Here is a 26,647-nt window from a genome sequence, read left to right on the forward strand (position 1 = left end):
AAGCATGGGGTACGCGAGTGTTTCTGGTCTTCGGGCCGAGCAGCGAGGTCCGGTCCTGGCCCTCACCCTGGACCGTGCGGAGAAGCGCAACGCCATTAATGACGTGATGCTCGACGCGATGATCGGGCATCTCGCCGCCGCCGGAATCGACGAGACGGTTCGGGTCATCCGCATCGACGCCGAAGGACCGGACTTCTGCGCAGGGTCCGATCTTGTGGCCAACAACGCGAAGTCGGAACGCAAACCGCGGGTGGGCAGCACGCAACGCCGACTGCCGAACAAGGCGAACCGGCTCATCCCGTTGATGCTCGAAACTCAAGTCCCGATTGTCGCTGTGGTGCGGGGCTGGGCCGCGGGACTGGGCTTTCACATGGCCCTGGCATCGGACTTCTGCGTCGCCGCCGAGGACGCCCGGTTCTGGGAACCGTTCATGGCCCGCGGCTTCACACCGGACAGCGGCGCGACCTGGCTGCTGCCGCGGCTGATCGGGCCGGTCCGCACCAGGACACTGCTGATGCTCGGTGAGGAGGTCTCGGGTTCCACCGCGGCCGACTGGAACATCATCCACGCCGCCTGCCCTGCCGACGATTTGCCCCACGTCGCAGAAAAGCTCGTGGCCAGACTCAGCGAGGCGCCCACGGTGGCGCTCGGACTGACCAAGTGGCTGCTGCACAGCGGCAACGGACTCGATCTCGATCGCCATCTCCAGAACGAGGCGATGGCGCTCGAACTCTCCAGTCGCAGCGACGATTTCAAGGAAGGCCTGGCGGCGTTCAATCAGAGACGCAACGCAAAGTTCCAGGGACGATGAGCCGCTTACCGATCTTCGCCGACACCCCGGCCGACGCTGCGGTCGAGGTGGTGCGGCGGTGGGTCGACACAGAGGTGCCCGTCGCATGGCGAAAGGCCGCCGCCGAAGGTCCCGGCGCCCTGCGAGCTGTCCGCAGCACCGCCGAATATCAACAGTGGTACCCGGCATTCGCCGAGTCGGGTCTGGTGGCGCCGACCTGGATGCCCGAGCACGGCGGCCTTGGTATCGGCAATGACGTCGCCAGGGCAATCGAGGGCGTGCTCGCACCGCTGCGCATGCCGCGCCTGAATCCGCTGGGACTCAACAACGCCGCCGCAGCCCTGTTCAGCCACGGCACCGAAGAGCAGCGGCAACGTTTCCTCCCACCGATCGTTCGCAACGAAGAGAAATGGTGTCAGCTCTTCAGCGAACCCGGCGCAGGCTCCGACCTCGCGTCACTGGCGACACGGGCGGTGCGCGACGGCGACGCCTGGGTGATCACCGGACAGAAGGTGTGGACCACATGGGCCGACGAAGCAGATTTCGCTATCCTGCTCGCGCGCACCGATCCTGATCAGCCCAAACACCAAGGCATCACCTACTTCCTGCTACACATGCATCAACCCGGGGTGCAGGTGCGGCCGCTGCGCCAGATCACCGGCGAAGCGGAGTTCAACGAGGTCTTCCTCGACGGAGCTCGGGTGCCCGACGCGCACCGTGTCGGCGATGTCAACGACGGCTGGCGGGTCAGCGCATCGACGTTGGCCAGCGAGCGGCAGATGGTGTCGGGGGCCCGATCCGGCGGGATGGGGCGGCTCGGCGGCTTCAGCGCGCATCGGCTGATTTCACTGGCTCAAGAGACCGGGCGCTGGGACGACCCCGTCGTGCAAACCAAGGTGATGCGGCTGTGGGCTCAAGAGAAGATCCGCGGGTGGACCAATGACCGTGTGCGCGCGGCGCTTTCGGCGGGGCAGTCCCCCGGCGCGGCGTCGTCTATCGGCAAGGTTCACCAAGCGACGCTCAACCAACAGATCCAGGATCTGATGGTGGACCTGCTGGGGGTCGCGGCGGTGGCCTGGACCGCCACCGATGTGCCCGACGCGCTGCCGGACGAGGTGCGCGGCATGCTGCGCAGCCTGGCCAACAGCACCGAAGGCGGCACGACCGACATCAACAAGAACATCCTCGGTGAGCGAGTCTTGGGCCTGCCCAGAGAGCCCGATCCGTGGAAGGGCAAGCCGTGGCGGGAGATTCCACGGTCATGACCGTCTACGAGCGCCTCGTCATCGAGAAGTCCGACGGCGTCGGCTGGCTCATCCTGAACCGGCCGGATGCCGGCAACGCATTCGATGCACTGATGCTCGACGAACTCGAGGCCGCGTGGGCGGAGCTGGACAGCGACCACGACGTACACGTGATTGTCAACGCCGCCAACGGCAAGGCATTCTGCACCGGTATGGACGTGGTACAGGTGGCCCGCGACAAAGCCGCGATGCGGAAACACTCACGTCGGACCAGGGATGCCGAACTGAAGATCTCGTCATGGCACTGCGGGGTGTGGAAGCCGGTGATAGCCGCCGTCAACGGCGTGTGTGCAGGTGGAGGCCTGCATCTGGTCGCCGATGCCGACATCGTGATCGCCGCCGAGCACGCTTCGTTCGTCGATCCCCACGTTTCGGTGGGACAGGCGGTGGCATACGAAGCGATCACCTTGGCACGGAAGTCTCCGATGGAGGCGATAACGCGGATGGCGCTGAGTGGTAAGGGCGAACGCATCTGCGCACAACGGGCATACGAGTTGGGGATCGTCTCGGAGGTGGTTTCGGCCGAACAGCTGCGGCCGGCGGCGGCACGTCTCGCGGCGGCCGTCGCGACCAACTCGCCGACGGCGATGCGAGCCACCAAGAAGGCGTTGTGGTATTCACTCGAGGTCGGTCTTTCTGAGGCCAGAGCCGCTGCCGCCGAGACGATCTGGCGGCTGCGCGATCACCCCGACCATGCCGAGGGCGTGGGCGCGTGGCGAGAGAAGCGTCAAGCGCGCTGGCAGCCGCTCGATCCCGTGGAGGTGCCGTGAATTTCCAGAGGCTGATCGTCGAGCGCCGAGGACCGGTCGGCTGGATCATCAACAACCGACCGGAGCGGCTCAACGCGTACGACGCGCTGATGCGCAGCGAGTTCCCCAGGGCGTGGGCCGAGCTGAATGCCGACCCCGCCGTGCGCGTCATCGTGCACACCGGAAACGGCAGAGCGTTTCAGGTGGGCGCCGACGTCGGCGACCTCGACGGTGACGGTGTGCGACAGTTCCAGGACACCTTGCGCACACTCGATCTCAAACTGACCGGATGGCATTGCAACGTCGATAAACCCGTCATCACCGCGGTGAACGGGGTATGTGCGGGCGGCGGACTGCACTGGGTCGCCGATGCTGACGTCGTGATCGCCGCGTCGGACGCCAGCTTCGTCGATCCCCATGTTTCGATCGGCCAGGTCAGCGCGCTGGAGACAATTGCGCTGATGCGCAAGATGCCCGCCGAGGCGGTGTTGCGGATGGCACTCGTCGGCAGTCATGAACGCCTCAGCGCCCAGCGCGCATACGAGCTCGGCATGATCAGCCAGGTCGTGGATCCACCCGACAAACTACGCGATGCGGCACAGGAGCTGGCCGAGAAGATCGCCAGGAACTCGCCCGCAGCGATGCGCGCCACCAAGCGGGCACTGTGGGGCGCGCTCGAGTACGGCTTGACCGATGCCTGCCGAGAGGGCGCCAAGCACCTGACGTCGATGTGGGGCCACGCAGATCAGAACGAAGGCCCATTGGCGTTCGCCGAGAAGCGAACGCCCAATTGGCAACCGCTGGAGCCAGATTCGTGAATCTCGTCGACCTGCTGGCCGATGTTCCCGACACCGCGGTCCACACACTGGCGGCGGACGTGTCCCGTGCTGAGCTGGTTGCGAGTGCCGAGCGCCTGGCCGAGATAATCACTGAGACGGGAACTGCGGCCGGTCAGGTGGTCGCAGCGATGCTGCCGAACGAGGCCGCGACGGTGGCGGCGCTGTTCGGCGTCTGGCGTGCCGGCTGCGTCTACACACCGCTCAACCCGAGAGCGGCCGACGCCGAGCTGGCGGCCCAGCTCGAATCGCTCGATCCGGTGGCGGTGATCACGACTCCTGAACAGGCCCATCGCTTTTCGGGGTCCGGGTTGCCGGTGGTCACTGCGTCGAACCTGGCATGGTCGCTCACGCAGACGTCGAAATCGTCCCGCGCGGCACATCGCTACGACGCCGACGTCGCGTTGCTGCAGTTCACATCGGGCACCACCGGTCCGCCGAAGCCCGTTCCGTTGCGCCACTCCGCCGTGCTCGACCTGATCGACCGGCTGCTGGTCAAGCTGCGTGGTGCGAAACGAGAGAGACGCGACAGGGCACCGATGCCGAATCTCGTACCGCTGTCGATGTCGCTGTGGGCCGGCATCTACCAGGTGCTGTTCGCCTTCCGAGCGGGCTCCGGTGTCGTGTTGATGGACCGGTTCTCGCCCGCGGACTTCGCAGCGTTGGTCAAGCGCCACCAGCTGCGCTCCACGGTGTTGCCTCCGGCAGCATTGACGATGGTTCTGCACGACACGTCGGTCACAGACCTGTCGCCGCTGCGACTCGTCCGGTCCATCACCGCGCCCCTGTCCCCCGTCCAAGCAGCGCGCTTCCGCGACAAATTCGGTGTGCTCGTGCTGAATTCCTACGGTCAAACGGAACTCGGCGGTGAAGTCGTCGGGTGGTCCGCCGCCGATGCCCGCAGGTGGGGCGAGACCAAGCTCGGTTCCGTCGGACGGCCGCTACCTGGCATCGACGTGACGATCGCCGACGACGAGGTGATGGTGCGCACGCCGACAACGGCGGCGCGCAACATCGACCCTGCGTTTTTCGACAGGCTCACCGATGACGGCTGGTTCCACACGGGCGATTTGGGCTGGTTCGACGAAGACGGATTCCTCTGGCTCGACGGCCGCGTGTCGGACATGATCAACCGCGGTGGGCTCAAGGTGTTCCCCGGCGCCGTCGAAGACGTGCTGCTGGCCGCCCACGGCGTGCGGGAAGCCGCCGTGGTGGGCGTACCCGACAAGCGACTTGGCGAAGTGCCATGGGCCTTCGTCGTACGGACCGACGACAAGCTCGGCGAAGACGAACTGATCGCCTGGTGTCGCGAGCACCTGACACCGTACCGAGTCCCTGTGCGGGTCGTGTTCGTCGAGCAGCTGCCGCGCAACGACGTCGGCAAAGTTCTCAAGCGCGAACTCGCCACTCTGGCCGACGCATAGGCGGCCGCTGTGTGATCCGAGCGCGGCCGACCCGCGGATAGTGATGACGTCGCTACCGATTCGGACGACGCGGTCGAGAACACCACTTCTCAATTTGCGATAATGGCGTTACCGTGATGGCGGAAAAAGCGAAGGAGCCGACAGGTGGGCAAGAATCAATTCGAGGTGTGGGATGCCGACAACCACATGTACGAGACCATCGACGCCTACACCCGCTATCTGCCTGACAAGTACTCGGAGGCGTTGAAATTCGTCGACGTCAACGGCCGCAAGAAGTTGCAGATCCTCGGCGTGATCACCGAGTGCATCCCGAATCCGACGTACGAGGTGATCCCCACCCCGGGTGCCTGGGCCGACTACTACCGCGGCATCAACCCGGACGGCAAAACGCTGCGTGAGCTGGCCGAGCCCATCCGCTGTCCCGACGAATTCCGACGCCCGGATCTGCGGCTCGCGCTGATGGACCGTCAGGGCGTCGACGGTGCGGTGATGTTCCCCACTACGGCAGGCATGCTCGAGGAGCGGACGAAATCCGACACCGAGCTCACTCACGCGGTCACCCACGCCTTCAACCGTTGGCTCCTCGAAGACTGGACGTTTAACTACAAGGACCGCATCTTGACCGTTCCCGCCATATCTCTCAACGATCCGGCCCTAGGAGTCAAGGAACTCGAGTGGTGCTTGGAGAACGGCACCAAAACGGTATTGATTCGGCCCGCCCCAGTACCTCGCGAAGACGGCACCTCTCGCTCACCGGCTCTGCCTGAGTTCGACGACTTCTGGGGTCTGGTCGAATCAGCGGGAATCTCGGTGCAGATGCACAATTCGGACTCTGGTTATGACCGCTACGTCGACGACTGGGAGACCCCCTCGGAATTTCAGGGGTTTTCGCTGACGAAGTTGCGCGGCTTCATCTACGAAGAGAGCCGCCACATTTTCGACACGCTCGCGGCGTTCATCGCGCATGGCGTGTTCGAGCGGTTCCCCGACCTGCGTATCGGTGTGGTCGAGAACGGCGGGTCCTGGGCACAGCGCCTGATGGAGGCCTTCGACCGCGTGTATCGCAAGAAACCCAGGGATTTCAGCGAGCATCCATGCGAGGTGTTCCGCAGGCATGTGTGGGTCAACCCGTTCCACGAGGAGGACATGCCGCATCTGATCGAGGTGCTCGGCGCGGATCGGGTGATGTTCGGTTCGGACTACCCGCATCCCGAAGGTCTCGCCGACCCCGCGGAGTTCGTCAAGGAACTCGGGAGTCTACCCGCAGACACCACTGCTCGGGTGATGGGCGGCAATCTCAAGGAGTTGATCGGCGTCTGAAACGCCCCGGGCGCCAGCGGCTAGCCGAATCGCCCTCGTAGCTCGTTCTTGAGCACTTTGCCGGTCAGGTTGCGCGGCAACGCCTCGACCAGTTCGAGTCGCTCCGGGGACTTGTGCTTGCTCAACCCGTTGGCCTGGCAGTGTTCTGCGAGCGCCGTCAGTGTGACTGCCTTGTCGGGCTTCGTGACGACGACCGCGCAAACCCGTTCGCCGGTACGAGGATCCGGCACGCCGATGACCGCGACGTCGGCCACTGCAGGATGCGTCGCCAAGACGCCTTCGATCTCCAAAGCCGAGATGTTCTCCGCGTTGCGGATGATGGCATCCTTGATCCGACCGGTCACGACGACATTGCCGTCTGTATCGATGCGCCCTCGGTCCCCGCTGCGGAACCAGCCGTCGGCATCGAACGCGTCAGCGTTCAAAGCCTCGTCGACGTAGCCGAGAAAGCACTGCGGGCCCTTGAGCCGCAACTCACCCTCCTCGCCCGCGCGGACTTCGAGCTCGGAGTCGTCGACCACTCGCACGGAGACCCCTGGCACGGGCCTGCCGACCGTGTGATCGAGCACTTCCGGCGCACTGTCCAGCCCCGGCGAGGTGGCGACCGGGAACTCCGTCAGACCCCATGAATTGGCGACGCCGTTCACCGGGAAGATCTCTCGCACTTGCCGTCCCAGCTCGGGAGTGATCGGGGCCCCGCCGCCGACGCAACCACGCAGGTTAGGGAAGAGCGGTTCGCCGCCGTGTTCGCGCTGGGCGGCCATGAACGCGACGAAGAACGGCGTCGCCGTGCCGAGCAGAGTCGGACGGTGCGAGGCAATGGCCAGGGGGCCGGACACCGGGTCGAACGCGTCGAACAACACCAGACGCATGCCGGTCAACAGACCGGCGGCCAGCATCGCTGCACCGCCGATGTGGGACACCGGGAACGGAATCGGGTTGACGTCACTGCTGCAGACCCCCACCATTCCGATGACCCCGGCCGAACCGGCTATCACCGACCGGTCACAGTGCCGCACCCCCTTGGGCGCAGCGGTGGTGCCCGAGGAGTAGTAGACCCATCGGGGCAGACAATCCGAAGTCGGCGGCGCCGGCAGCGAACTCGGGTCGCCGTAGGGCAGCCGCAGTCCCTCGTCCGCAGGGGCCGCATGATCGACGACCACAACCGTTATCGACCGCCCGGCGGCCAATTCGTCTGCGAGGGCGACGTGGTCGAACCCGCGCCACACTCCCGGCACGATGAAGAATTCAGTGCCGAGTTGCGTTGTCACGAACCGGACTTCGCTTTCGCGCCAGATGGGAAGTATGGGGTTCTGGACGGCGCCGAGGCGGGTCAATGCCACCATCACGACCATCGTCTCCAGCGTGGTCGGCAATTGCCACGACACCACCGCGCCTTCTCTGACGCCGTACTCGGCTAGCCGCGCTGCTGTTCGCTGCGCTTCGTCGCGCAACTGCGCACAGGTCAGGTTGCGGCCGAAGTCGTCGCAGAGCACCACCCGGTCGGGATGGCCCCGGGCTGCCGCGTCGACGAGGGCCCAGTAGGTCTCCGCAGGCACGTCTGCACTCACTCGGTCGGCAGCAGCATCCGGCGCTTGGCGAGAATGTTGCGCATCATCTCAGAGCTTCCTCCGGACACGGTGTAGGCGCGGGACCACAGCCAGGAGTCCCGCAGCCGCTCCTTGGCCTGCTGGACCGACGAGTCGGCCGGTTCGACCGTCTCCGCGGAAGCTACCAGATCTGCGGCGTAGGCCGAGACACGATGGTAGGTCTCTGCGAAACTCAGCTTGGCGATCGAACCGTCACCCGGCTCCTGCACTCCCGAGATCAGCCGTTCGACGTGATCGTCGATGAATGCTTTGGCGACCTCCACTTCGACCGCCAGTTCGGCGATGGCCTGACGGATGTCGTCGTGAGCAAGGGATGGCACGCCGTCAGTGAGCGTATTGCGGGCGACCGTCACCAAGTCGTCGATCAGCAGTTCCAGCAGGATGACGTTGCCGCCGATCCCGAAGCGTTCAAAGTCGAGACCGGCCATGATGATTGACCAGCCCTGGCCGACCGCGCCGATGAGGCTATCCTCGGTGACCGCGACACCGGTCATGAACACCTCGTTGATCTCGATCGCATCACCGATGGTGCGGATCGGACGCACCTCCACGCCGGGCGCCGACAAGGGCACGACGAAGACCGAAAGGCCGTGGTGACGCGACGACGCCGGGTCTGTCCTCACGAGCGCGAGCCCCATATCCGCCCAGTGTCCGTCGGTGATCCACGTCTTCTGGCCGTCGATGATCCAGGTGCCGTCGTCCTGGCGTACGGCGCGGCTGCGTACAGCCGCGATGTCGCTGCCGGCGTCGGGCTCGCTCAGCAGTTGACACCACACGTGTTCACTACGTCGGATGGGCGGCAACAGCGCACGCTTCTGCTGCTCGGTTCCGAAGTGCAGCAACACATGTGCTGCGAGATTGACCTGGTCGATCGGCCGCGGTGCACGCGCGCGCAGGATCTCTTCGCTGACGATGCGGTCGTAGAGCAGATGATGATCAGCGCGCCCACCGTATTCGACAGGCCAATCCGCGCCGACGAAGCCGGCGTTGAATAGTCCGGCGAACCACGTGCGCAGTTGAGCTTCCTGCGACGCGTCCCCCGGTGCCCGATGGCCTTCGCGCGCTTGGAAAGGCGGCGCGAACTCGGCGATGTGCGCCCTGACCCGCGACCTGAAGGCGTCGAGTTGTTCTGCGCTCGGCCGACTTCCGAAGTTGTTCACCAGCCACACACCTTCGCCAGGTGGGTGCGACTCGACCGGGCAGTGCCGAAGAGGTGACTGTTGGCGAACACCCGGCGCAACTCGTGGTGCAACGGGTACTCCCAGGTGAAGCCGATCCCGCCGGAAAGTTGCATGCACTCGTCGACGGCGGCTACGCCCTTCTGGGCAACGAAGGCGTGCGCCGTCGCCGCCAATGCGGGCGCCTGGTCGCTGCCAGCGGCAACGGCCCGGGCGGCTTTCATGACGATGGCTCGAGCCTTCACTTCGAAGACGAGCAGGTCCACCAAACGATGCTGAACCGCCTGGAAGCTCGCAATCGGTGCGCCAAATGCTCTGCGCTCCTTGAGATATTCCGTCAGACGGGACAGTGTCATGGACACCGCGCCGAGCGAGTCGGCGGTGACCAGCAGCCGAGCCATGTCCGCCAGCTGGGCGGATCTTTCGGGTGCTCCGATGGTCACACCCCCTACGTCGCGAATGTCGAAACGCCACACCGGCCTGGTGACGTCGAGCAGATCGTCGTCAAACCAACGCTTTCCGACTGCGGCAGCCTCGATCAAACGAATGCCGGTGTCACTCAACATGATCAAGATGTCGATCTCGTCTCCGCGAGGAACCCGGGCGGCGCCTCCGATGACGACACCCGCTGTGGCGGCTCCACTGAGCAGATCGGGCAGCCATCGATGTGCCTCCCCATCGGATGCGGACGCGACCGCGGCGGCCGCCACGGCTGTGCCCAACCAGGCCGAACGATCCAGGGCGCGGCCGAGTTCCTCGGCCACCACGCACGCCTCGACGGGGCGCCAACCCGCGCCACCCGCCGACTCGTCGACGAGCAGCCCCGTCCAATCCATCGCCGCAAGGTCCTCGACGGATTCTTTCTCTCCCCGCTCAGCGAGGAAACCACGTGCCGAAGCCCGCAGTAGTTCGAGGTCGACGACGGGTGAGTCCTCGCCGGTCATTTCAGGGTTCAACGCGGGCCGAGCAGTTGATCGGCGTTGTCGCGCATGATGCGCCGCTTGGTGGCGTCATCAAGTGGGTCGAGCAGCTTGACGAAGTCTGCCGGTTCGGCCAGTCCCTCGGCGTGCGGATAGTCCGAGCCCATGAGCAGGCATTCGTCATAGCCCAGTCGCGCGACGATCGCGGGGATGTCGTCCTCTGGATAGGGCACGACGCCGACGTGTCTCTTGAAGATCTCGGATGGTCGTTCCGTAAGCTTGCCGCCGATCCACGGCCCGTTGCGGCCCATGCCGCGGCTCTTGTCCATGTGCACGACGAACTGCGGCACCCATTCGGCGCCGTGCTCGGCGACGAGGACGTTCAACCCTGGGAACCGGCCGAACAGGTTGTCGAAGATCAGCGCCGAGAGGGTGTCCTCGATCGGACGCTGTCCGTAGACGTTCATCCATTGCCAGGCCGACATGTGCCACGCGGCGGGGTCGGGATTGTGCCCCCACGCCGGGGATATGGCGTCGAAGTACCAGAACGGCTGAATGTGGAAGACCAGTGTGCAGCCGGCCTCCTCCAGTCGTGCATAGATCGGATCGAAATAGGGATCACCCGGAGACCGCCCGTAGGCGGGGCCGGTGGGCAGTAACACCATGCGTGCGCCCTGTTCGATGATCGCCTCTGTCTCGGTGATGGAAGACTCGAGGTCTCGCAGTGACAATAGGGCGGTGGCATAGATCCTGTCTTGATAGTTGAAGCCCCACGTCTCGTCGAACCAACGGTTGAAGGACCGCAGATTTGCATACAGCGCCGTGGTGTCGTCGACGTAGTGCTCGGCGGCCAGTGCCATCCCCGCGGGGAAGATCACGGCGCGTTCGACACCCTGGTGCTCCATCACCCGAAGGCGCGGCTCGCGTTCCAGCCATTCCGGCTGCATGGGCGCAGGCTCGTAACTCTCGTTGGGATTGCCCGAGCCCATCTGCTTGAGCATTTCCTTGAGAGAGCCTGGGCGGTAGGCGAGATCGAAGCCGAGGCCCGCTTCACTGTTGAACGTTGCAATGCGATGGCCCGCGAGAATGACCTCCTTGCCGTCTGCGGATCGCACCGGACTGATCGCGCGGTCGTGGAATTCTTTAGGGAGGTAGCGGGTAAACGCGTCGCGCGTTTCGTAGCAATGCGTATCGCAGTCGAAGATTCCGTAGTCGAGTTTTACCGCCACCGCGCGACTCCTTCGGGTGAGAATAGATATTCTCCTTTTTCAGAAAAGATACTATCCTCAGGCGGGAATGCCTATCCCGGACCGGGCGCCGCGCTCGCGATCCCGCTGTGGAGGACGACATGACCGCCAACACTGAAACCGACGCGCTCCGGCGCGCGGTGCGGGACTACCTGGCGGCCGTGTCCCCCAGCGAGCGGGTGCGCGAGCTGATGGCCACGGAGGCCGGGTACGACCAGGCGATGTGGCGACAATTGGCGCGCGAGCTGGGCCTGCACGGGATTGCCGTACCCGAGGAGTTCGGCGGGGCCGGCGCGACGTTGACCGAACTCACGGTCGTCTTCGAAGAAATGGGCGCCGCGTTGTTGTGCGCGCCGTTCTTCTCCACCGTCGCTTTGGCCGGCCACGCGATCCTGTGCAGCGGTGACCGATCCGCGATGGAGGACTACCTGCCGCCGATCGTCGACGGCTCGATGACTGCAACGCTCATCCTCAACGGCCGCCTCGACGCTTGGGATCCGCAGGCCGTCACACTGGCCGCGCACGGTGGCGCTGGGGGTTATCGAATCCAGGGCGAGGCCGAATACGTGCTTGATGGTCACAGCGCCGATGTCATTCTGCTCGCGGCGAATACGAACGCGGGCACATCATTGTTCGCCGTCGCTGCCGACGCGTCGGGGCTGTCCCGTCAGCCGCTGGCCACTCTCGACCGCACCCGCAAGACGGCTCGCCTGCGCTTCGACGACGTGCCCGCGCGCCTGATCGGCACGGACGGCGAAGCGGCGCCGGGACTGGCCCGCACGTGCGACCTGGCGATCGTTGCGCTGGCTGCCGAACAGGTCGGCGCGGCGCAACGCTGCCTCGACATGGCGGTCCGGTACGCCAGGGAGCGAATCCAGTTCGGACGGGTCATCGGCAGCTTTCAAGCCGTCAAGCACCGGTGCGCAGACATGCTCGTCCTCGTTGAGGGTGCCCGATCGGCCGCGGTGCACGCGGCGCAATCCGCCGATGGCGACGATCTCCCATCTGCGGCCGCCGTCGCAAAGATGGCGTGTTCAGAGGCGTTTCTCCAGGTCGCGCTCGACAACATGCGTATCCACGGCGGTATCGGTTTCACCTGGGAACACGACGCGCACCTCTACGTCCGACGGGCGAAGGCGACCCAACTGATCTTCGGCACCCCGGATCGTCACGCGCAACGTCTCGCGGGCCTTGTCACTGCTGAAAGGACGTCATGACCGTCTCGTTTTCACTCGAACTGCCCACCCACCGGGTGGACTCCGCATCCGAATTCGTCACCTCACAAGCGATCTCCGAAATCGCTCGTGCCGGCGAAGACAGCGGATTCGCCGCGGTACACGTCACCGACCACCCGGCGCCGGACGCGAAGTGGCTCGACCACGGTGGACACCACGCGCTCGACCCGTTCGTGGCGCTGTCGTTCGCGGCGGCGGCCACCACGAAGGCGAAGCTGCTGACCAACGTCTACATCGCCGCTTATCGGAATCCATTCCTTGGTGCGAAGTCGATACAGAGCCTCGACGTCCTCTCCGGTGGACGGCTCATCCTCGGAACCGCAGCAGGGTATCTGAAACCGGAATTCCGGGCATTGGGAGTCGATTTCGATAACCGCGGCGTGCTGCTTGACGAGGCGCTCGACGTACTCGACAAAGTGCTGCTCGGCGACGATGTGAGTTGGCAGGGCACCACGTTCTCCGCAAGGGGTGTGCGGCTTCGTCCGGTACCCGCCACGCCACCGCCGGTGTGGATCGGCGGCAACAGCAAGACCGCGGTCCGGCGGGCGGTCACCCGCGGACAAGGATGGGCACCGTTCAACACCTTCGGCTATGCGACCGCCTCACGAACCGCCGAGATCTCGACGGTGGAGGAACTCGACGCGGCAATCACCTGGGCCAGGAAATACGCGTCCGAGATCGGTCGCACAGAACCACTCGACATCTGCTTCTCGGCGGGCAACCTTCTCGACGACAGCAAGTCGACCGACGAACGGCACGCGATCATCGCGAAACTGGAAGCCATGGGCGTGACGTGGCTGACCATCGCCCCGTCGGGGTTCTCTCGCGAAGAGGTCATCGATGAGGCCAGGGCATTCGGGAAGGAGTTCATCAGGACCTGAATCAGGTCATCAGGCTCTCGACCGAGAATCCATCGACACGGACACGCCGGTGCGCGAAAAGCCATCGTCCGTCGACAGGTATCAGCACATCGCGATAGCGGCCCCAATGGTCCAGTCCGATATCGGTGTACACGCCGAAATAGCTACTGACTTCGGCCCGGTCGCGAGTCACCGCCTCGAACCGGATGCTCGAGACGTGGTGGCGCACGTGAGTCGGCGCCTGCTGCGGCGAACCTGGTTCCCTGGCCAGTGCCGCACGGAGTCCCTGTTCGATAGCCGCGGGGCCTTTGAGCGGTTCGGGTCCTCCTGAGAACTCGAGCACGCCGTCGGGGCCAAAGCACGCACCGACACCCCGAAGATCGAACCGGTCGGTGGCCGCCGTGTAGTCGGCCAGCGTCTGTCGCACTGACTCCCGGGCCTCGAGTTCCCAGATATCCACTCGTCTCCCGTCTGGCTTGAAGTATGGCTTATGTATGGAAACCACGTTCTGACACACGATAACGTGTGTTCTCATGCCGCAACCCACTCTGCGCGATCTGCTCAGTCCGACGACCACCGCGCTCGTCACACAAGAGTGCCAAGGTGGGGTCATTGGACCCCAGGCGGGCCTGCCCATGCTCGCCGAAGAAGCGAGGCTCGAGACGATTCCGAACGTCGAAAAACTGCTTACCGCGGCTCGCGGGGCCGCTGTCACGGTCGTGCACTGCTTGGTGCAGAGGCGCGCCGACGGTCGCGGCTCCAACACCAACGCCAGACTGTTCGCTGCGGGCAAGTCATTTCCCGTCGATTTGACTCCCGGTAGCGCCGGCGCATCGCTGCTGCCCGAGTTCGGGCCGCAGCCAGAGGATCTCGTGCTCACCCGAACGCACGGGGTCGGTCCGATGACAGGCACCGACCTGGATTCGGTGCTGCGTAACCTCGGGATCACGACCATCGTCGGAGTCGGCGTGTCGGTCAACGTCGCGATCACCAACTTCGCCATGGACGCCGTCAACCGCGGTTATCAGTTCGTCCTCCCCCGCGACGCCGTCAGCGGGTACCCACGCGAGTATGCCGAATCGGTTATCGACAACACCTTGTCGCTGCTGGCGACCATCACCACCACCAGCGCCGTCGTCGACACCTGGGCGGAACTGACGACCTGACACCCTTGTGGTGGATGCCGACCAGCCAAAGTGATAACGTCGTTTCCGTACAGCGTAAACGGCCATATCCGCTGGTCGAAAGAAGGTGGTCAGCCTATGTCTCCTCGGTCTCTGCCATTCCCCGTCTTCGACATCGACAACCACATGTACGAGACGACCGATGCGCTTACCAAGTACCTCCCCAAGCAACACAGGGGCAAGGTCGGCTACGTCGAGGTGAACGGGCGGCCCAAACTCATGGTCAAGGACCGCATCAGTCATATGATCCCGAACCCGACGTTCGAGAGGGTGGCACGGCCTGGTAGCGCGGAGGACTACTTCTTGGGGAACAACCCGGAGGGCCTCACCTTCCGTGAATTCATCGGCGACCCAATGGATGTCATCCCGGCCTATCAGGCACCGGCGCCGCGTCTGGAGCTCATGGACGAGCTGGGGCTCGATCAGTGTGTCATGTACCCGACCCTCGCCAGCCTCATCGAGGAGCGCACCACCGACGACGTCGTGCTGACGCACGCCATCATCCACGCGCTCAACGAATGGATGTACGAGCACTGGACGTTCAACTACCACGACCGCATCTTCGCGACGCCGGTGGTCTGCCTGCCGCTTGTCGAGCAGGCCATCGAGGAGTTCCGTTGGGGGCTCGAGCGCGGCATGAAAACCTTCCTGGTCCGGCCAGCGCCGGTGCCGAGCCGATTCGGCGGCTCCCGGTCCATGGGCTTACCCGAGTTCGACCCGTTCTGGGAGGAGGTCGTCAACGCCGGGATCCCGGTGACCATGCACGCCTCCGACAGCGGCTACCAGAAGCATCTGATGGAGTGGGAAGGCGGCGACGAATACCTGTCGTTCAAACCGAGCGCGCTGCGTGAAGTCGTCATGGGCCACCGGGCGATCGAAGACACCCTGGCCGCGTTGATCTGCCACGGTGCGCTGTCGCGCTTCCCCGATCTGAAGATCCTGTGCGTGGAGAACGGCAGCGGTTGGGTGCGCAATCTTCTCGAGCAACTCAACACCGCGTACAAGATCATGCCGAAGGAATTCGACGAGCACCCCGTCGAGGTGTTCAAGCGCAACATCTACATCCACCCGTTCCTCGAGGACGACATCAAGGGAATCATCGACGTCATGGGCGAGGACCACGTGATGTTCGGCTCCGACTTCCCCCATCCGGAGGGCATCGGCGACCCGCTGAGCTTCGTCGACCGGCTCGACGGGGTCTCAGAGACCACCAAGGCAAAGATTATGGGCGGCAACGCGATCGAATTGCTCGGGCTGAAAGTTCCGGCATGACGCAGGCGGCTGCCTCGCCAACGGAATACGACGGAATCGCGGCCTTCGAAACGCGCGTGGGCCAGCACCTGGGCTACAGCGGATGGCACCGGGTCACGCAGAAGGAGATCGACCTGTTCGCCGAGGCGACAGGAGACCACCAATGGATCCACGTCGACCCCGAGAAGGCCGCGCGGGGGCCCTACGGCAAGACCATCGCACACGGCTATCTCACGTTGTCGTTGGTGCCCAGACTCGTTCAACAGATCTACCGGGTGACGGGCTTGTCCATGCAGGTGAACTACGGCGCCGACAAGCTGCGGTTCCCTGCGCCCGTTCCCGTCGACTCGCGCATCCGCGCGGGGGCGGAGCTGATCAAGGTGGACCGCACCGGCACAGGCGCCAGGGCCACGGTGCGGGTCACGGTGGAGGTGGAAGGGTCGCAACGGCCGGCATGCGTTGTCGACACCATCGCCATGATGGTCGACTAGCGCCTACCGCTCCAAGAGACGTTCGCCGATCACCCGCCGCTCACGCAGGGCCGTGATCTCCTCGCCGGTGAGCCCGACAGCGCCGAACACCTCGTCGTTGTGTTGACCGAGCGTCGGTGACGTGCTGCGGTGGTGCCGCGACGGCCCAGGCGAAATGCGAAAGGGCCAGCCGGGGAATCGTTGTCGCCCCGCGATGCGATGGTCGAGTTCTTCGTAGAAACCGCGTGCTTCGAGTTGGTCGACGTCGTACATGCGGTCTGCGGTCATCAGTCGCTGCGCGGGCACACCGCGAGCGAGCAGCGCTTCGGCGAACTCCTCTGCCTGGCGTGTGGCAGCGCACTGCGCCATCACGTCGTCGAATTCGTCGTGGTGCGCCAACCGCGCCTCGCGCGAGGCGAATCTGGGGTCACCGCGCAGTTCCGGACGCCCGACCACCTCGGCCACGGTGGCCCAGTCGGTGTCATCGCGCACCGAGACCGCCACCCAATCGTCGTCTCCCGCCGCGCGGTAAACGCCTTGTGCGTAACGGCGATCGCGATTGCCCTCTCGTTCGCGGACCCGTTTCGTCATCGAGTACTCGATGACGGGTTCGGCCGTCACCGCCGCGCCGACCTCGATCTGCGCCACTTCGATCAGCTGCCCCTGACCGGTGCGCCGTCGATGTTCGAGCGCCGCGAGCAATGCCACCGTGGCGTGCACGCCTGCGATCGGGTCCGCCGGACCCTGCAGATTGCACGGCGGACCGTCGGCGAACCCGGTGACTGCCGACATTCCGGCCAGCTGCTCGATGTTCAGGGCCCAGCCGACGTAGTCTCGCCACGGGCCCTCCAGGCCGAAGCCGGGCATGCGGACCATGACCACAGCCGGGTTCACCTTCGCCAGCGAGTCGTAGTCCAGGCCGAATTGTTCGACCACCCTCGGGGAGAAGTTCTCGATCACCACGTCGGCTTCTGCAGCCAGCCGCAGCGCGAGCGCTCGGCCGGTATCGGTGCTCAGATCCAGCGTGATGTCACGCTTGTTGAGGTTCGTCCCCTGCCACAATGGGCCGATCTCGTACCACTCGTCGCTGTTGCGCAGCAGCGAGCCCGAGTACCGATGTCCGTCGGCTCGCTGGATCGACTCGACCTTGACGACGTCGGCGCCGAACGCGCCGAGATAGCAGGTGAGATAGGCGCCGGCCCAAAACGTACTGAGATCAAACACTTTCAGGCCGGCGAACGGTGTCGCCGCGTCCGTGACGTTCGCAGCGTCACGGCGCCCTCGGGGCGGCCACGGAACTGTCGTGTTCGCGCCCGGTTGCGGCGCGGGGCCAGGCGCAGGCACCGGTGTCTTCGCCAGGCGGAACGGCGCACCGGGACGCCGGAACCGTCCGTCCTCTTGGCCACCGTCGATGAAGAAGCCGCGGTCGCGGTACTGCGGGCAGTCCAGAATGGACGCTCCGTCGTTGATGGGCGCGGCCGGGATCCGCATGGCCTGGCTCAACTCGACGAGGTCGGCGACGGGCATCGAGTCCAGCCAGGGTTGCGCCTTCGAGAAGAAATCGTCGCGTTCTGGTCCGCCCAACATGATCGCGAGTTGATGCTCGCCGAATTCTGGAAGCCCGACCATTGCACAGACGTCCAACCAGTGCTGCCCGGTCAGACAGTTGATGCCGATCCAGCCGTCGGCGGCGCGAACGATCCCCAACATCGGCGCGGCTTTCGAGTTGGTCGGCAGCCCCATGCTTTTCAACCGCTCGGCCATCAGCATCGGATAGGGCAGGGTGCACAACAACGACTCGAATGCCGAGACATCGGCTTCGACGACGCGGCCCGGTTCGGCGTCCGCGATACGCAGGCCCGTCAGCGCCGCGAGAGTCGCGTAGCCGCCGACGATGTACTCGGGTATGCGCGCCCCGGCCTGCACCGGCGGCCTACCGAACTCCCTGACGTTGACCCATCCCGAGGCGGCTTGCAGCGTCAGCAGCGTGGACGGCCGCTCACGCCAGGGGCCCTCCTGCCCGTAATCCGAGATCCTCACCACGACAAGGTCGCTGTTGATCCGCTGCAGGGCCTCGCGGTCGAGTCCCCAGTCGAATCTCTCGGCGACCCCTGCGGGCAGGTCCTCGACCAGTATGTCGGCCGTGGCGAGCAGCTCGTGGACCTGCTCGACACCGGCCGACGTGCCGAAATCAACTGTGACACCGAGCTTTCCGGCATTCAGATACTCGAAGAGCCCGCCGTGCTGTCGCGCGCCGTCCCGGAACGGTCCCCAGCCTCGCAGCGGATCGCCGGTCGGTGGCTCAACCTTGCACACCTCGGCGCCGAGGTCGACAAGCAGCTTCGTGCAATACGGCGCCGTGATGTTCTTGCCCACTTCGACGACCCGCAGCCCCGCCAGCGCCCGACTCACGCGGGAACCCCGATCGCCTTGGGCTCCATATAGGCGCGCAACCCCATCACGCCGCCCTCACGGCCGATGCCGCTCTGCTTGAACCCGCCGAACGGTGCGTCGCCGGGGATGGTTCCGTTGATCGAGACCTGGCCCGTTCTGATGCGCCGAGCGACGTCGACGGCCCGGTCCACATCGGCACCCCACACCGCACCGCCGAGGCCGTAGGAGGAGTTGTTGGCGATCGCCACCGCCTCGTCGTCGCCGCGGTAGCGCAGCACCGTCAACACCGGTCCAAATACCTCTTCTTGGGCGATGTACGAGTCGGCGCTAGTGTCGGTCAAGATCGTGGGCTCGAAAAAGTAACCACCCGATGGTTTTTCGATACGCGCGCCGCCTGTCGCCACCTTTGCGCCCTCGGATTCGGCGCGCCTCACGAAATTCTCCACCCGCTCAAGATGCTGACGGCTGATCAACGGGCCCATCGTCACCCCGTCGTCGGCGGGGTTGCCGACCACCACGTCGCGGGCGAGGTCGACGAGCCGTGCGACAACGTCGTCGTGCAGTTCGGCGGGCACCACGAGCCGACTGTTGAGGATGCACGCCTGGCCCGCGTGCAGCGTGCACCCTTCGAACAACAGCCGCTCGAGCAGTTCATCGGTGAGTTCGACGTCGTCGAGCAGAACCGAGGCCGACTTGCCGCCGCACTCGAGCAGAATCCGCTTCATCGTTGTCGCCGCGCCCGCCATGACTTCGCGACCCACCGACGAGCTGCCGGTGAAGCTCACCATGTCCACACGCGGGTCGAGGGTCAAGGACTTGCTGGCCTCAAGACCCGCTGGTGTGACGACGTTGACCACGCCTGGCGGAATATCGGTTTCCTCGTTGATGATTCGGGCAAGCGCCAATCCCGCCAGCGGCGTGAGAGGCGAGGGCTTGAGCACCAGTGTGTTGCCCGCCGCCAAGGCTGCCCCGAGCTTCATCACGTTGAGGGTGTGCGGAAAGTTCCACGGTGTCGTGGCGGCGACCACGCCGAGCGGCTCGTACCGCAACAGCGTCGTACCCGCGGCCCCCCACGCATCCATGGGCGCCTCAATCGGCTCGAGTGCCAGTTCTGCTGCGTGCCCGACCATGACGGCAGGCCCGTCGACGTGGATCAGTCGTTCGTTTGCTGTGCATCCCCATTCGGTCTGCGCAAGCGCGTAGATCTCATCACCGCGGGCGAGCAGAGCATCACTCAACTGCCGCAGGCAGTGCGACCGCTCCTGCTGTGTCGCCATCGCCCAGGGACCGGTGTCGAACGCCGTTCGCGCGGCGTTGATGGCCTCTTCGACCTGCGCTGGGCCGGCATCCGGAGCCGACGCGATGACCGCCCCGGTGGATGGATCGGATACGTCGTATCGACCGCTTTCCGGCTGGACCCAGCTGCCGTTGATGTAGAGGTCATAGTCGTCAACGAGGCTCGACGCCGCCATCAGATCACTGGACCTTCCCGATTGTCCGGCCGAGGGCGTCCCACCGTCTCAACCAGACACAAACTGCCCGACATCTGTGCGTTGTGTGTACACCTGCCTGCGCCACGTAGTCAACGGTAGCCGCCATTTTCCTGCGACAATGAACATTGACACCGCCATCGGGGGTCCTGTAGACACAAGGGCGCCGGACACAAGAGCATTATCTGTCTGATGGCCGATGCGTTGAGGAGTGCCGTGCCCACTGAATCCACGTCCCGCCCGACGTCCGCTCACCCTCTGCACTCCCCCGACTTCTACGCGGGCGACCCGTACCCGGCGTATCGAGAACTACGCGAGAGAACTCCGGTGGTGTGGAACGACATCACGAACTTCTGGGCGCTGACCAAGTACGAGGACGTGCGCTTCGTGTCCGGTCATCCGATGCTGTTCTCGTCGACGCACGGCATCACCATTCCGGATCCCAGCCAACCCGAGCCCGTTCAAGAAGGGAACCTGATCTTCACGGATCCGCCGCGACACCGCCAGCTGCGCAAGCTCATCAACTCGGGATTCACCCGTCGCCAGGTGGCGTTGCTGGAACCGACGGTGCGCAAGATCGTCAATGGGATCGTCGATAGCATCGACCCCTCCCGCGAGTACGAATTCGCCGAGGAGATCGCCGCGCCTCTGCCGACACGGATGATCGCCGAGATGCTCGGCGCTCCACCCGAAGACTGGGAAAAGTTCCGCACCTGGTCCGATGCGGCCGTCGGAACTGCCGACCCCGACATCGAGCTCAATCACCTGGTGGCACTCGGCGAGCTGTACGAATACTTCACGGAGCTGATCGACGCCAGGCGCTCCGGCAAGGTAGCCGGGGACGATCTGTTGAGCATCCTGGCCGCCGCAGAAGTCGACGGCGAACGGCTCACGGACACAGACCTATTGAACTTTTCGTTCCTGCTGCTGGTCGCAGGCAACGAGACCACCCGCAACCTCATCGCGCTCGGAACGATGGCGCTGCTGAGCCATCCAGAGCAGTTCGCGATGCTTCAGGCCGACCCCTCGCTGTTGACCTGCGCCGTCGAGGAGATGCTGAGGTTCACCAGTCCGGTGACACACATGGCGCGAAGAGCCACCGCCGATGTCGAAATCCGCGGGCAGAAGATCGCGGCCGGTGACACAGTGGTGATGCTCTACGGTTCGGCGAACCGCGATGACGAGATCTTCGGCCCGACCAGTGAAGAGTTTAATATCACACGAAACCCGAATCCGCACATCGCATTCGGCGCCGGTGAGCATGCCTGCCTCGGCGCGCAACTGGCACGGCTCGAGGCCAGGATCATGTTCGAAGTGCTGCTGGGCGCCTACCCCAGCATCGAACTGACCGGCGACGTGACCCGGCTGCGCGCGACGATGGTGCCGGGTGTCAAGCGCATGCCGGTGCGCCTCGGAGCCGGTGCCTGAATGGATTTCGACTACACCCCCGAACAGGAGCGGCTCCGCGCGGAATTCCGGGAGCGCCTGGAGGCCGTGATGACCCCGGAGCGGCGGGCCGCCGTCTCGAATCTGATGGAGGGCGGCCCCGCCGTAGCGGAGTGCAGACGCGCCCTCGGCGAGGCCGGCCTACTCGGCGTGGCGTGGCCGGTGGAGTACGGCGGGCGTGGGCTGACCGCGCTGGAGCAATACATCTTCAGCGAGGAGGCACGCCGCGCGCACGCCCCGTTGCCGATGATCACGCTCAACACCGTCGGTCCGACGCTCATCCAGTACGGCACCGAGGAGCAGAAGCAGAAGTTTCTGCCCGCAATACTGAAGGGCGCCGTCGACTTCGCGATCGGGTACTCCGAGCCCAGTGCAGGCAGCGACCTCGCGTCGCTGCGCACCACGGCGGTGCGTGACGGGGACGAGTTCGTCATCAGCGGCTCCAAGATGTTCACCAGCGGTGCGGAATTCGCCGATTACATCTGGCTGGCGGCGCGGACCGATCCCGAAGCCAAGAAACACAAGGGCATCACGGTGTTCATCGTGCCGACCGACTCTCCCGGCTTTTCGTGGAAGCCCTTGCACACCATGCCCGGGGTGTCGACCTACTACACGTTCTACGACGACGTACGCGTACCGGAGAGCGCCATCGTGCTCGGCGAGAATCAGGGTTGGAAGCTGGTGACCAACCAGCTCAACCTCGAACGAGCGGCGCTCGGCAACCTCGGTGCGCTCGAACCGTTGTTCGCCAAGACCTTGGAGTGGGCAACAACCACGCCACTCGACGACGGCCGGGTGATCGACCAGCCGTGGGTGCAGCAGGCGCTGGCACGCGTCGAGGCGCAGGTTGCGGCGTACCGCTTGCTGAACTTGCGTGTCAACACCACCATGAGCTCCGGCGCGCTCGGCATGGGAGAAGCGTCCGCGGCAAAGGTTTTCGGCACAGAGCTCACTCAACAGGTGGCCCGGGAACTGCTCGACGTGGTCGGGCAGGCCGGCAGCCGCAAGGGTGCGACCGCACCGCTGAAGGGAGAACTCGAAAGCGCCTACCGACTGGCTGTCATCAACACTTTTGGCGGCGGCGCGAACGAATTGCAGCGCGACATCATCGCGATGGCCGGGCTCGGGATGCCGCGCGCACCCCGCGACACGCGGGTGTCCTGAAAGGAATACAGCTGTGACCGACTCAACCAAAGACGAGTTGCGCGAACGCCTCGACGCTCTCATCGGCACACCCACCGACGGCGTCGGCAAGCCCGTCCATGCGCCCGATCCGGTGAACACCGCGATGATCCGGCACTGGGCATACGCCTTGGGCGACATGAACCCGGCCTATCTCGACCCCGACTTCGCGCAGAACTCCCGATACGGCGGGATCGTGTCTCCACCCGTGATGCTGCAGAGCTGGACGATGCCGCCGCCGAAGCTGGAGGGCATCCATGAACGCGGCGGTGTGCCGATCGAGATCAAGACGAACCCGCTGCAGTTCCTCTCCGACGCCGGCTACACCGGCATCATCGCGACGAACTCCGAATTCGAGATCGAGCGCTATCCCCGAGTCGGAGACGAGATCACCTCCGAGACGGTGTTCGAGTCGATATCGGAGGAGAAGAAGACGGCCATGGGCTACGGCTTCTTCGTCACGTGGGTCACCACGTACCGCGATCAGAACGGCGAAGTCATCGGCCGCCAGTGGTTCCGCACCCTGCGCTTCAAGACGGGCGGCCCCGCCGGAACGGCAGGCAACTGATGGCCAGCCGACTCGCCCCGTCGATCAGCCCGGACACCGCGTTCTTCTGGTCCGGGCTCAAGGAGCACGAGCTTCGTATTCAACGGTGCACGGACTGCAAGACGTTGCGGGTTCCGCCGCGCCCGATGTGCGGCACCTGCCAGTCGCTGAACTGGGACTATGTCGTTTCGGACGGCCGCGGCACGGTCTACAGCTTCGTCATGCCGCAGTACCCGCCTCTGCCTTTTCTCCAATACCCCTACGTCGTAGCGCTCGTCGAACTCGACGAGGGCGTTCGCATCGTGTCGAATCTGTGCGAGATCGAACCCGAAGCAATCGAAGTCGGGATGCCCGTCGAGGTCATCTATGAGACGTTTTCGGCGATCCCCAGCGGCGAGGAGCTGGTGTTGCACCAGTTCCGGCCCGCCCGATAAGTGGAAGACAGACAGGAATGGACTTCACTTTCAACGACGAGCAGGAGGCGGTCGCCAAGGTCGCCCGCCAGCTCTTCGAGCACCGTGCGACACCGGAGCATCTGACCGAACTCGAATCGGGCGAGATCCGCTACGACGCCGCGCTGTGGTCCGAGTTGGCGTCCGCCGATCTGCTCGGAATCGCGCTCCCGGAAGCCTTTGGCGGCACCGGAGGCGGGTTCCTCGAGCTGTGCGTGCTGCTCAGCGAGGTCGGGTACAGCGTTGCGCCGGTACCGGTTTATTCGACGCTGGCGCTTGGCGCCGATACGGTTGCCCGGCACGGCGATTCGGAGCTGCAGCAGCGCTTCCTGCCGGGGGTGGTCGAGGGCCGCATTTTGTTGACCGCGGCGCTGGCCGAGCCCGGGGGCTCCGATCCGACCGCACCACGCACCACGGCTCGCGCAGACGGCGACGTGTGGCGACTCACCGGCGCGAAGGAGTTGGTGCCCGCGGCGCAACTGGCGTCGGCCGTCGTCGTGTCGGCCCGCGCCGATGACGGCGATGGTCTGTTTCTCGTCGAAACCGACGGCGGCGGTGTCGATCTGACGCCAACGCCCACAACGAACGGCGAGCCATTCGCCGATGTCGCATTGAACGACGCCGTCGGTCGGCGGCTCGCAGAACATGCCGATGCGGGAATCGTCCGGGCGCTCTACGACAGGGCGCTGGTCGGCTTGTGTGCGACACAGATCGGCGTAGTCGATCGGGCGCTGAAACTGGCGGCGTCCTACACGAGCCAGCGCGAACAGTTCGGGCGTCCCATCGGTTCGTTCCAGGCGGTCCAGCAGCGCCTGGCAGACGCCTTCATCGATACCGAAGCGATCCGGTGGACCGCGTGGCATGCGGCCTGGTTGATCGCGCAGGAAAGACCTGCGCAGCGAGCGGCGGCGATTGCCAAGTTCTGGGCGGCCGAGGCCGGGGCGCGGGTCACCGCGTCCGCACAACAGGTGCACGGCGGCATGGGCATCGACGTCACCTATCCCTTGTTTCGATACTTCCTGTGGGCCAAGCAGATTGAACTCTCGCTCGGATCGGCGTCACAACAGCTCGCCCGGCTCGGCAACGGATACGCGGAAGGACCGAACCCATGACCTCCAGTGCACAGACCGCTCGCCCCGGCGGACGCGACCGCACCACCACACTGGCGTGGAACACCATCAACGTCGGCGACGAGGTGACCCCGCTGGAGATTCCCGTCACCACCACGCTGATCGTCGCCGGAGCCATCGCGTCTCGTGACTACATGCCGGTGCACCACGACCGCGACTTCGCCAATTCGCAAGGCTCCAAGGACATCTTCCTCAACATCCTGACGACCAACGGGCTGTGCGTGAGGTTTCTGCACGATTGGGCAGGCCCCGAGGCGATGATCAAGAAGTTGTCCATCCGCCTCGGTGTGCCCGCGTATCCGAACGACCCGCTGCGGTTCGAAGGCACCGTGACCGAGAAGTCCGCGGGCGACGGCGAAGGAGTCGTCGAGGTCACCTTCAAGGGCAGCAACAGCCTTGGCGATCATGTCAAGGGCACGGCAGTGCTCAGCCTGCTCGAGGGAGTCGAGCCGTGAGCCGAGGCATCGGCGGCAAAGCGGCGCTCGTCGGCATCGGCCAGACCGAGTTTTCGAAGGAATCGGGCCGCACCGAGATGCAATTGGCCTGCGAGGCGGTCAAGGCCGCGATCGACGATGCTGGCCTGCGTCCCAGGGACATCGACGGCATGCTGACCTTCACCGTGGATGAGAACGAGGAGATCGAAGTCGCCCGCAACGTCGGCATCGAGAACCTCACATTTTTCACCCGGGTACCGCACGGCGGCGGTGCTGCTGCGGGCACCGTGATGCAGGCGGCCATGGCGGTCGCCACGGGCGCCGCCGAAGCGGTCGTCTGCTACCGGGCGTTCAACGAGCGCTCGGGATTCCGGTTCGGTGGAGCCGGACGACAGCCCGGCGTCACTCCCCTGTGGATGGCCCCGTATGCGCCGTTCGGATTCATGACACCGGCAGCCTGGGTGGCCCTGCATGCGCAGCGCTACATGACCACCTACGGGGTCAGCAACGCCGACTTCGGGAAGATCTCCGTCATCGACCGCAAGCATGCGGCCAAGAACCCCGACGCCTGGTTCTACGAGAAACCGATCACTATCGAGCAACACCAGCAATCGCGGTGGATCATCGAACCGGTGCTGCGCCTGCTGGACTGCTGCCAGGAGAGCGACGGCGGGGTGGCGATGGTGGTCACCAGCGTGGAACGCGCCCGCGACCTGGCCAAGCCGCCGGCCGTGATCATCGCGGCCGCCCAGGGCGCCGCATACAACGGCGAGGTGATGACCAGTTACTACCGTGAGGACATCACGGGCCTGCCCGAGATGGGTGTCGTCGCCGACAAATTGTGGCGCGACTCCGGATTGAAACCCGACGACATCTCGACAGCGTTTCTCTACGACCACTTCACCCCGTTCGTGTTCACCCAACTCGAGGAACTCGGGTTCTGTGGACGCGGAGAAGCCAAGGACTTCGTGTCGGTCGAAGACCTTTCGCTGGGTGGCCGGATGCCGATCAACACCAACGGCGGTCTACTCGGCGAGGCCTACATCCACGGGATGAACGGGATCACCGAGGGCGTCCGACAGGTCCGCGGCACCTCATACAACCAGGTCGAAAACGTCGAACATGTGCTCGTGACGTCCGGCACCGGCGTCCCGACCAGCGGGCTCATCCTCGCCCCCGACCACTGAGTCGATA

At 65.0% G+C, this 26,647-nt stretch carries 25 protein-coding genes; 18 read left to right on the forward strand and 7 right to left on the reverse strand.

The window, feature by feature from the left end; translation table 11 throughout:
• Positions 1–4 precede the first annotated feature (4 nt).
• The 6 genes from CQY20_RS17400 to CQY20_RS17425 all read left to right on the forward strand — a co-directional run bounded on the left by CQY20_RS17400 (position 5) and on the right by CQY20_RS17425 (position 6,423).
• The gene (locus CQY20_RS17400) at positions 5–811 is read left to right on the forward strand and encodes an enoyl-CoA hydratase/isomerase family protein (protein WP_097941330.1); all 807 of its coding nucleotides are present in this window, start codon (positions 5–7) and stop codon (positions 809–811) included.
• Complete coding sequence (locus CQY20_RS17405) at positions 808–2,055, forward strand: acyl-CoA dehydrogenase family protein (protein WP_097941331.1); 1,248 nt, start codon at positions 808–810, stop codon at positions 2,053–2,055. The genes CQY20_RS17400 and CQY20_RS17405 overlap by 4 nt, the downstream gene beginning before the upstream one ends.
• Entirely contained in the window at positions 2,052–2,864 is an 813-nt protein-coding gene (locus CQY20_RS17410) for an enoyl-CoA hydratase/isomerase family protein (protein ID WP_097941332.1), read from the forward strand. Before CQY20_RS17405 ends, CQY20_RS17410 begins: the two co-directional genes overlap by 4 nt.
• The gene (locus CQY20_RS17415) at positions 2,861–3,661 is read left to right on the forward strand and encodes an enoyl-CoA hydratase/isomerase family protein (RefSeq protein ID WP_097941333.1); all 801 of its coding nucleotides are present in this window, start codon (positions 2,861–2,863) and stop codon (positions 3,659–3,661) included. Before CQY20_RS17410 ends, CQY20_RS17415 begins: the two co-directional genes overlap by 4 nt.
• Positions 3,658–5,103 carry a class I adenylate-forming enzyme family protein gene (locus CQY20_RS17420; protein WP_097941334.1) on the forward strand — a complete coding sequence of 482 codons (1,446 nt, stop codon included), beginning with the start codon at positions 3,658–3,660 and terminating at the stop codon, positions 5,101–5,103. The genes CQY20_RS17415 and CQY20_RS17420 overlap by 4 nt, the downstream gene beginning before the upstream one ends.
• A 186-nt stretch (positions 5,104–5,289) precedes the next feature.
• Positions 5,290–6,423: an amidohydrolase family protein gene (locus CQY20_RS17425; protein WP_097941370.1), complete on the forward strand. Its 1,134-nt coding sequence runs from the start codon at positions 5,290–5,292 to the stop codon at positions 6,421–6,423.
• A gap of 20 nt (positions 6,424–6,443) precedes the next feature.
• Here CQY20_RS17425 and CQY20_RS17430 read toward each other — a convergent pair whose 3' ends face one another.
• The 4 genes from CQY20_RS17430 to CQY20_RS17445 are packed head-to-tail and all read right to left on the reverse strand — an operon-like array spanning position 6,444 to position 11,360.
• Complete coding sequence (locus CQY20_RS17430; protein ID WP_097941335.1) at positions 6,444–7,994, reverse strand: class I adenylate-forming enzyme family protein; 1,551 nt, start codon at positions 7,992–7,994, stop codon at positions 6,444–6,446.
• The gene (locus CQY20_RS17435) at positions 7,991–9,193 is read right to left on the reverse strand and encodes an acyl-CoA dehydrogenase family protein (protein ID WP_097941371.1); all 1,203 of its coding nucleotides are present in this window, start codon (positions 9,191–9,193) and stop codon (positions 7,991–7,993) included. Before CQY20_RS17435 ends, CQY20_RS17430 begins: the two co-directional genes overlap by 4 nt.
• On the reverse strand, positions 9,190–10,155 hold the full coding sequence (locus CQY20_RS17440) for an acyl-CoA dehydrogenase family protein (protein WP_097941336.1): 966 nt from the start codon (positions 10,153–10,155) through the stop codon (positions 9,190–9,192). Before CQY20_RS17440 ends, CQY20_RS17435 begins: the two co-directional genes overlap by 4 nt.
• Before the next feature lie 8 nt (positions 10,156–10,163).
• Complete coding sequence (locus CQY20_RS17445) at positions 10,164–11,360, reverse strand: amidohydrolase family protein (RefSeq protein WP_097941337.1); 1,197 nt, start codon at positions 11,358–11,360, stop codon at positions 10,164–10,166.
• A gap of 119 nt (positions 11,361–11,479) precedes the next feature.
• On the opposite strand from CQY20_RS17445, the gene CQY20_RS17450 reads away from it, so the two are divergent.
• A complete protein-coding gene (locus CQY20_RS17450) occupies positions 11,480–12,595 on the forward strand; it encodes an acyl-CoA dehydrogenase family protein (RefSeq protein ID WP_097941372.1) in 1,116 nt (371 codons plus the stop codon).
• Positions 12,592–13,494 (forward strand): TIGR03619 family F420-dependent LLM class oxidoreductase, encoded by a 903-nt coding sequence (locus CQY20_RS17455; protein ID WP_097941338.1) that lies wholly within the window; start codon positions 12,592–12,594, stop codon positions 13,492–13,494. Before CQY20_RS17450 ends, CQY20_RS17455 begins: the two co-directional genes overlap by 4 nt.
• Position 13,495: 1 nt before the next feature.
• Here the strand turns inward: CQY20_RS17455 and CQY20_RS17460 are convergent, their stop codons facing one another.
• The gene (locus tag CQY20_RS17460; RefSeq protein ID WP_097941339.1) at positions 13,496–13,933 is read right to left on the reverse strand and encodes a nuclear transport factor 2 family protein; all 438 of its coding nucleotides are present in this window, start codon (positions 13,931–13,933) and stop codon (positions 13,496–13,498) included.
• A gap of 73 nt (positions 13,934–14,006) precedes the next feature.
• On the opposite strand from CQY20_RS17460, the gene CQY20_RS17465 reads away from it, so the two are divergent.
• The 3 genes from CQY20_RS17465 (at position 14,007) to CQY20_RS17475 (ending at position 16,399) form a co-directional block, all read left to right on the forward strand.
• A complete protein-coding gene (locus CQY20_RS17465) occupies positions 14,007–14,639 on the forward strand; it encodes a cysteine hydrolase family protein (RefSeq protein ID WP_097941340.1) in 633 nt (210 codons plus the stop codon).
• A gap of 96 nt (positions 14,640–14,735) precedes the next feature.
• Positions 14,736–15,929 carry an amidohydrolase family protein gene (locus CQY20_RS17470; RefSeq protein WP_097941341.1) on the forward strand — a complete coding sequence of 398 codons (1,194 nt, stop codon included), beginning with the start codon at positions 14,736–14,738 and terminating at the stop codon, positions 15,927–15,929.
• Complete coding sequence (locus CQY20_RS17475) at positions 15,926–16,399, forward strand: MaoC family dehydratase (RefSeq protein ID WP_097941342.1); 474 nt, start codon at positions 15,926–15,928, stop codon at positions 16,397–16,399. The genes CQY20_RS17470 and CQY20_RS17475 overlap by 4 nt, the downstream gene beginning before the upstream one ends.
• Positions 16,400–16,402: 3 nt before the next feature.
• Here the strand turns inward: CQY20_RS17475 and CQY20_RS17480 are convergent, their stop codons facing one another.
• Positions 16,403–18,790: a CaiB/BaiF CoA transferase family protein gene (locus tag CQY20_RS17480; RefSeq protein WP_097941343.1), complete on the reverse strand. Its 2,388-nt coding sequence runs from the start codon at positions 18,788–18,790 to the stop codon at positions 16,403–16,405.
• The gene (locus tag CQY20_RS17485; protein WP_174814654.1) at positions 18,787–20,244 is read right to left on the reverse strand and encodes an aldehyde dehydrogenase family protein; all 1,458 of its coding nucleotides are present in this window, start codon (positions 20,242–20,244) and stop codon (positions 18,787–18,789) included. The genes CQY20_RS17480 and CQY20_RS17485 overlap by 4 nt, the downstream gene beginning before the upstream one ends.
• Positions 20,245–20,520: 276 nt before the next feature.
• Between CQY20_RS17485 and CQY20_RS17490 the strand changes: the two genes are divergently transcribed.
• Genes CQY20_RS17490 through CQY20_RS17520 form a run of 7 tightly spaced genes read left to right on the forward strand, consistent with a single transcriptional unit; the run spans position 20,521 to position 26,640 of the window.
• Positions 20,521–21,690, forward strand: coding sequence for a cytochrome P450 (locus tag CQY20_RS17490; protein WP_097941373.1), 1,170 nt, complete (start codon positions 20,521–20,523; stop codon positions 21,688–21,690).
• Positions 21,691–22,872 (forward strand): acyl-CoA dehydrogenase family protein, encoded by a 1,182-nt coding sequence (locus CQY20_RS17495; protein ID WP_097941345.1) that lies wholly within the window; start codon positions 21,691–21,693, stop codon positions 22,870–22,872.
• A gap of 13 nt (positions 22,873–22,885) precedes the next feature.
• A complete protein-coding gene (locus CQY20_RS17500) occupies positions 22,886–23,458 on the forward strand; it encodes an FAS1-like dehydratase domain-containing protein (RefSeq protein ID WP_097941346.1) in 573 nt (190 codons plus the stop codon).
• Positions 23,458–23,871 carry a Zn-ribbon domain-containing OB-fold protein gene (locus tag CQY20_RS17505; protein ID WP_097941347.1) on the forward strand — a complete coding sequence of 138 codons (414 nt, stop codon included), beginning with the start codon at positions 23,458–23,460 and terminating at the stop codon, positions 23,869–23,871. The genes CQY20_RS17500 and CQY20_RS17505 overlap by 1 nt, the downstream gene beginning before the upstream one ends.
• A gap of 17 nt (positions 23,872–23,888) precedes the next feature.
• Complete coding sequence (locus tag CQY20_RS17510; protein WP_097941348.1) at positions 23,889–25,001, forward strand: acyl-CoA dehydrogenase family protein; 1,113 nt, start codon at positions 23,889–23,891, stop codon at positions 24,999–25,001.
• Positions 24,998–25,474 (forward strand): MaoC family dehydratase, encoded by a 477-nt coding sequence (locus CQY20_RS17515; RefSeq protein ID WP_097941349.1) that lies wholly within the window; start codon positions 24,998–25,000, stop codon positions 25,472–25,474. Before CQY20_RS17510 ends, CQY20_RS17515 begins: the two co-directional genes overlap by 4 nt.
• Positions 25,471–26,640, forward strand: coding sequence for a lipid-transfer protein (locus CQY20_RS17520; protein ID WP_097941350.1), 1,170 nt, complete (start codon positions 25,471–25,473; stop codon positions 26,638–26,640). The genes CQY20_RS17515 and CQY20_RS17520 overlap by 4 nt, the downstream gene beginning before the upstream one ends.
• The last annotated feature ends 7 nt before the right edge of the window (positions 26,641–26,647 follow it).

The organism is Mycolicibacterium agri (assembly GCF_002553505.1).
Classification (GTDB): domain Bacteria; phylum Actinomycetota; class Actinomycetes; order Mycobacteriales; family Mycobacteriaceae; genus Mycobacterium; species Mycobacterium agri.

Bases quoted from the DNA above. Each gene is read 5' to 3' on its own strand.
- CQY20_RS17450 (WP_097941372.1), top strand. From the start codon at position 11,480: ATGACCGCCAACACTGAAACCGACGCGCTCCGGCGCGCGGTGCGGGAC.
- CQY20_RS17485 (WP_174814654.1), bottom strand. From the start codon at position 20,244: ATGGCGGCGTCGAGCCTCGTTGACGACTATGACCTCTACATCAACGGC.
- CQY20_RS17470 (WP_097941341.1), top strand. From the start codon at position 14,736: ATGTCTCCTCGGTCTCTGCCATTCCCCGTCTTCGACATCGACAACCAC.
- CQY20_RS17455 (WP_097941338.1), top strand. From the start codon at position 12,592: ATGACCGTCTCGTTTTCACTCGAACTGCCCACCCACCGGGTGGACTCC.
- CQY20_RS17425 (WP_097941370.1), top strand. From the start codon at position 5,290: ATGTACGAGACCATCGACGCCTACACCCGCTATCTGCCTGACAAGTAC.
- CQY20_RS17405 (WP_097941331.1), top strand. From the start codon at position 808: ATGAGCCGCTTACCGATCTTCGCCGACACCCCGGCCGACGCTGCGGTC.
- CQY20_RS17495 (WP_097941345.1), top strand. From the start codon at position 21,691: ATGGATTTCGACTACACCCCCGAACAGGAGCGGCTCCGCGCGGAATTC.
- CQY20_RS17440 (WP_097941336.1), bottom strand. From the start codon at position 10,155: ATGACCGGCGAGGACTCACCCGTCGTCGACCTCGAACTACTGCGGGCT.
- CQY20_RS17465 (WP_097941340.1), top strand. From the start codon at position 14,007: ATGCCGCAACCCACTCTGCGCGATCTGCTCAGTCCGACGACCACCGCG.
- CQY20_RS17475 (WP_097941342.1), top strand. From the start codon at position 15,926: ATGACGCAGGCGGCTGCCTCGCCAACGGAATACGACGGAATCGCGGCC.
- CQY20_RS17505 (WP_097941347.1), top strand. From the start codon at position 23,458: ATGGCCAGCCGACTCGCCCCGTCGATCAGCCCGGACACCGCGTTCTTC.
- CQY20_RS17410 (WP_097941332.1), top strand. From the start codon at position 2,052: ATGACCGTCTACGAGCGCCTCGTCATCGAGAAGTCCGACGGCGTCGGC.
- CQY20_RS17400 (WP_097941330.1), top strand. From the start codon at position 5: ATGGGGTACGCGAGTGTTTCTGGTCTTCGGGCCGAGCAGCGAGGTCCG.
- CQY20_RS17515 (WP_097941349.1), top strand. From the start codon at position 24,998: ATGACCTCCAGTGCACAGACCGCTCGCCCCGGCGGACGCGACCGCACC.
- CQY20_RS17510 (WP_097941348.1), top strand. From the start codon at position 23,889: ATGGACTTCACTTTCAACGACGAGCAGGAGGCGGTCGCCAAGGTCGCC.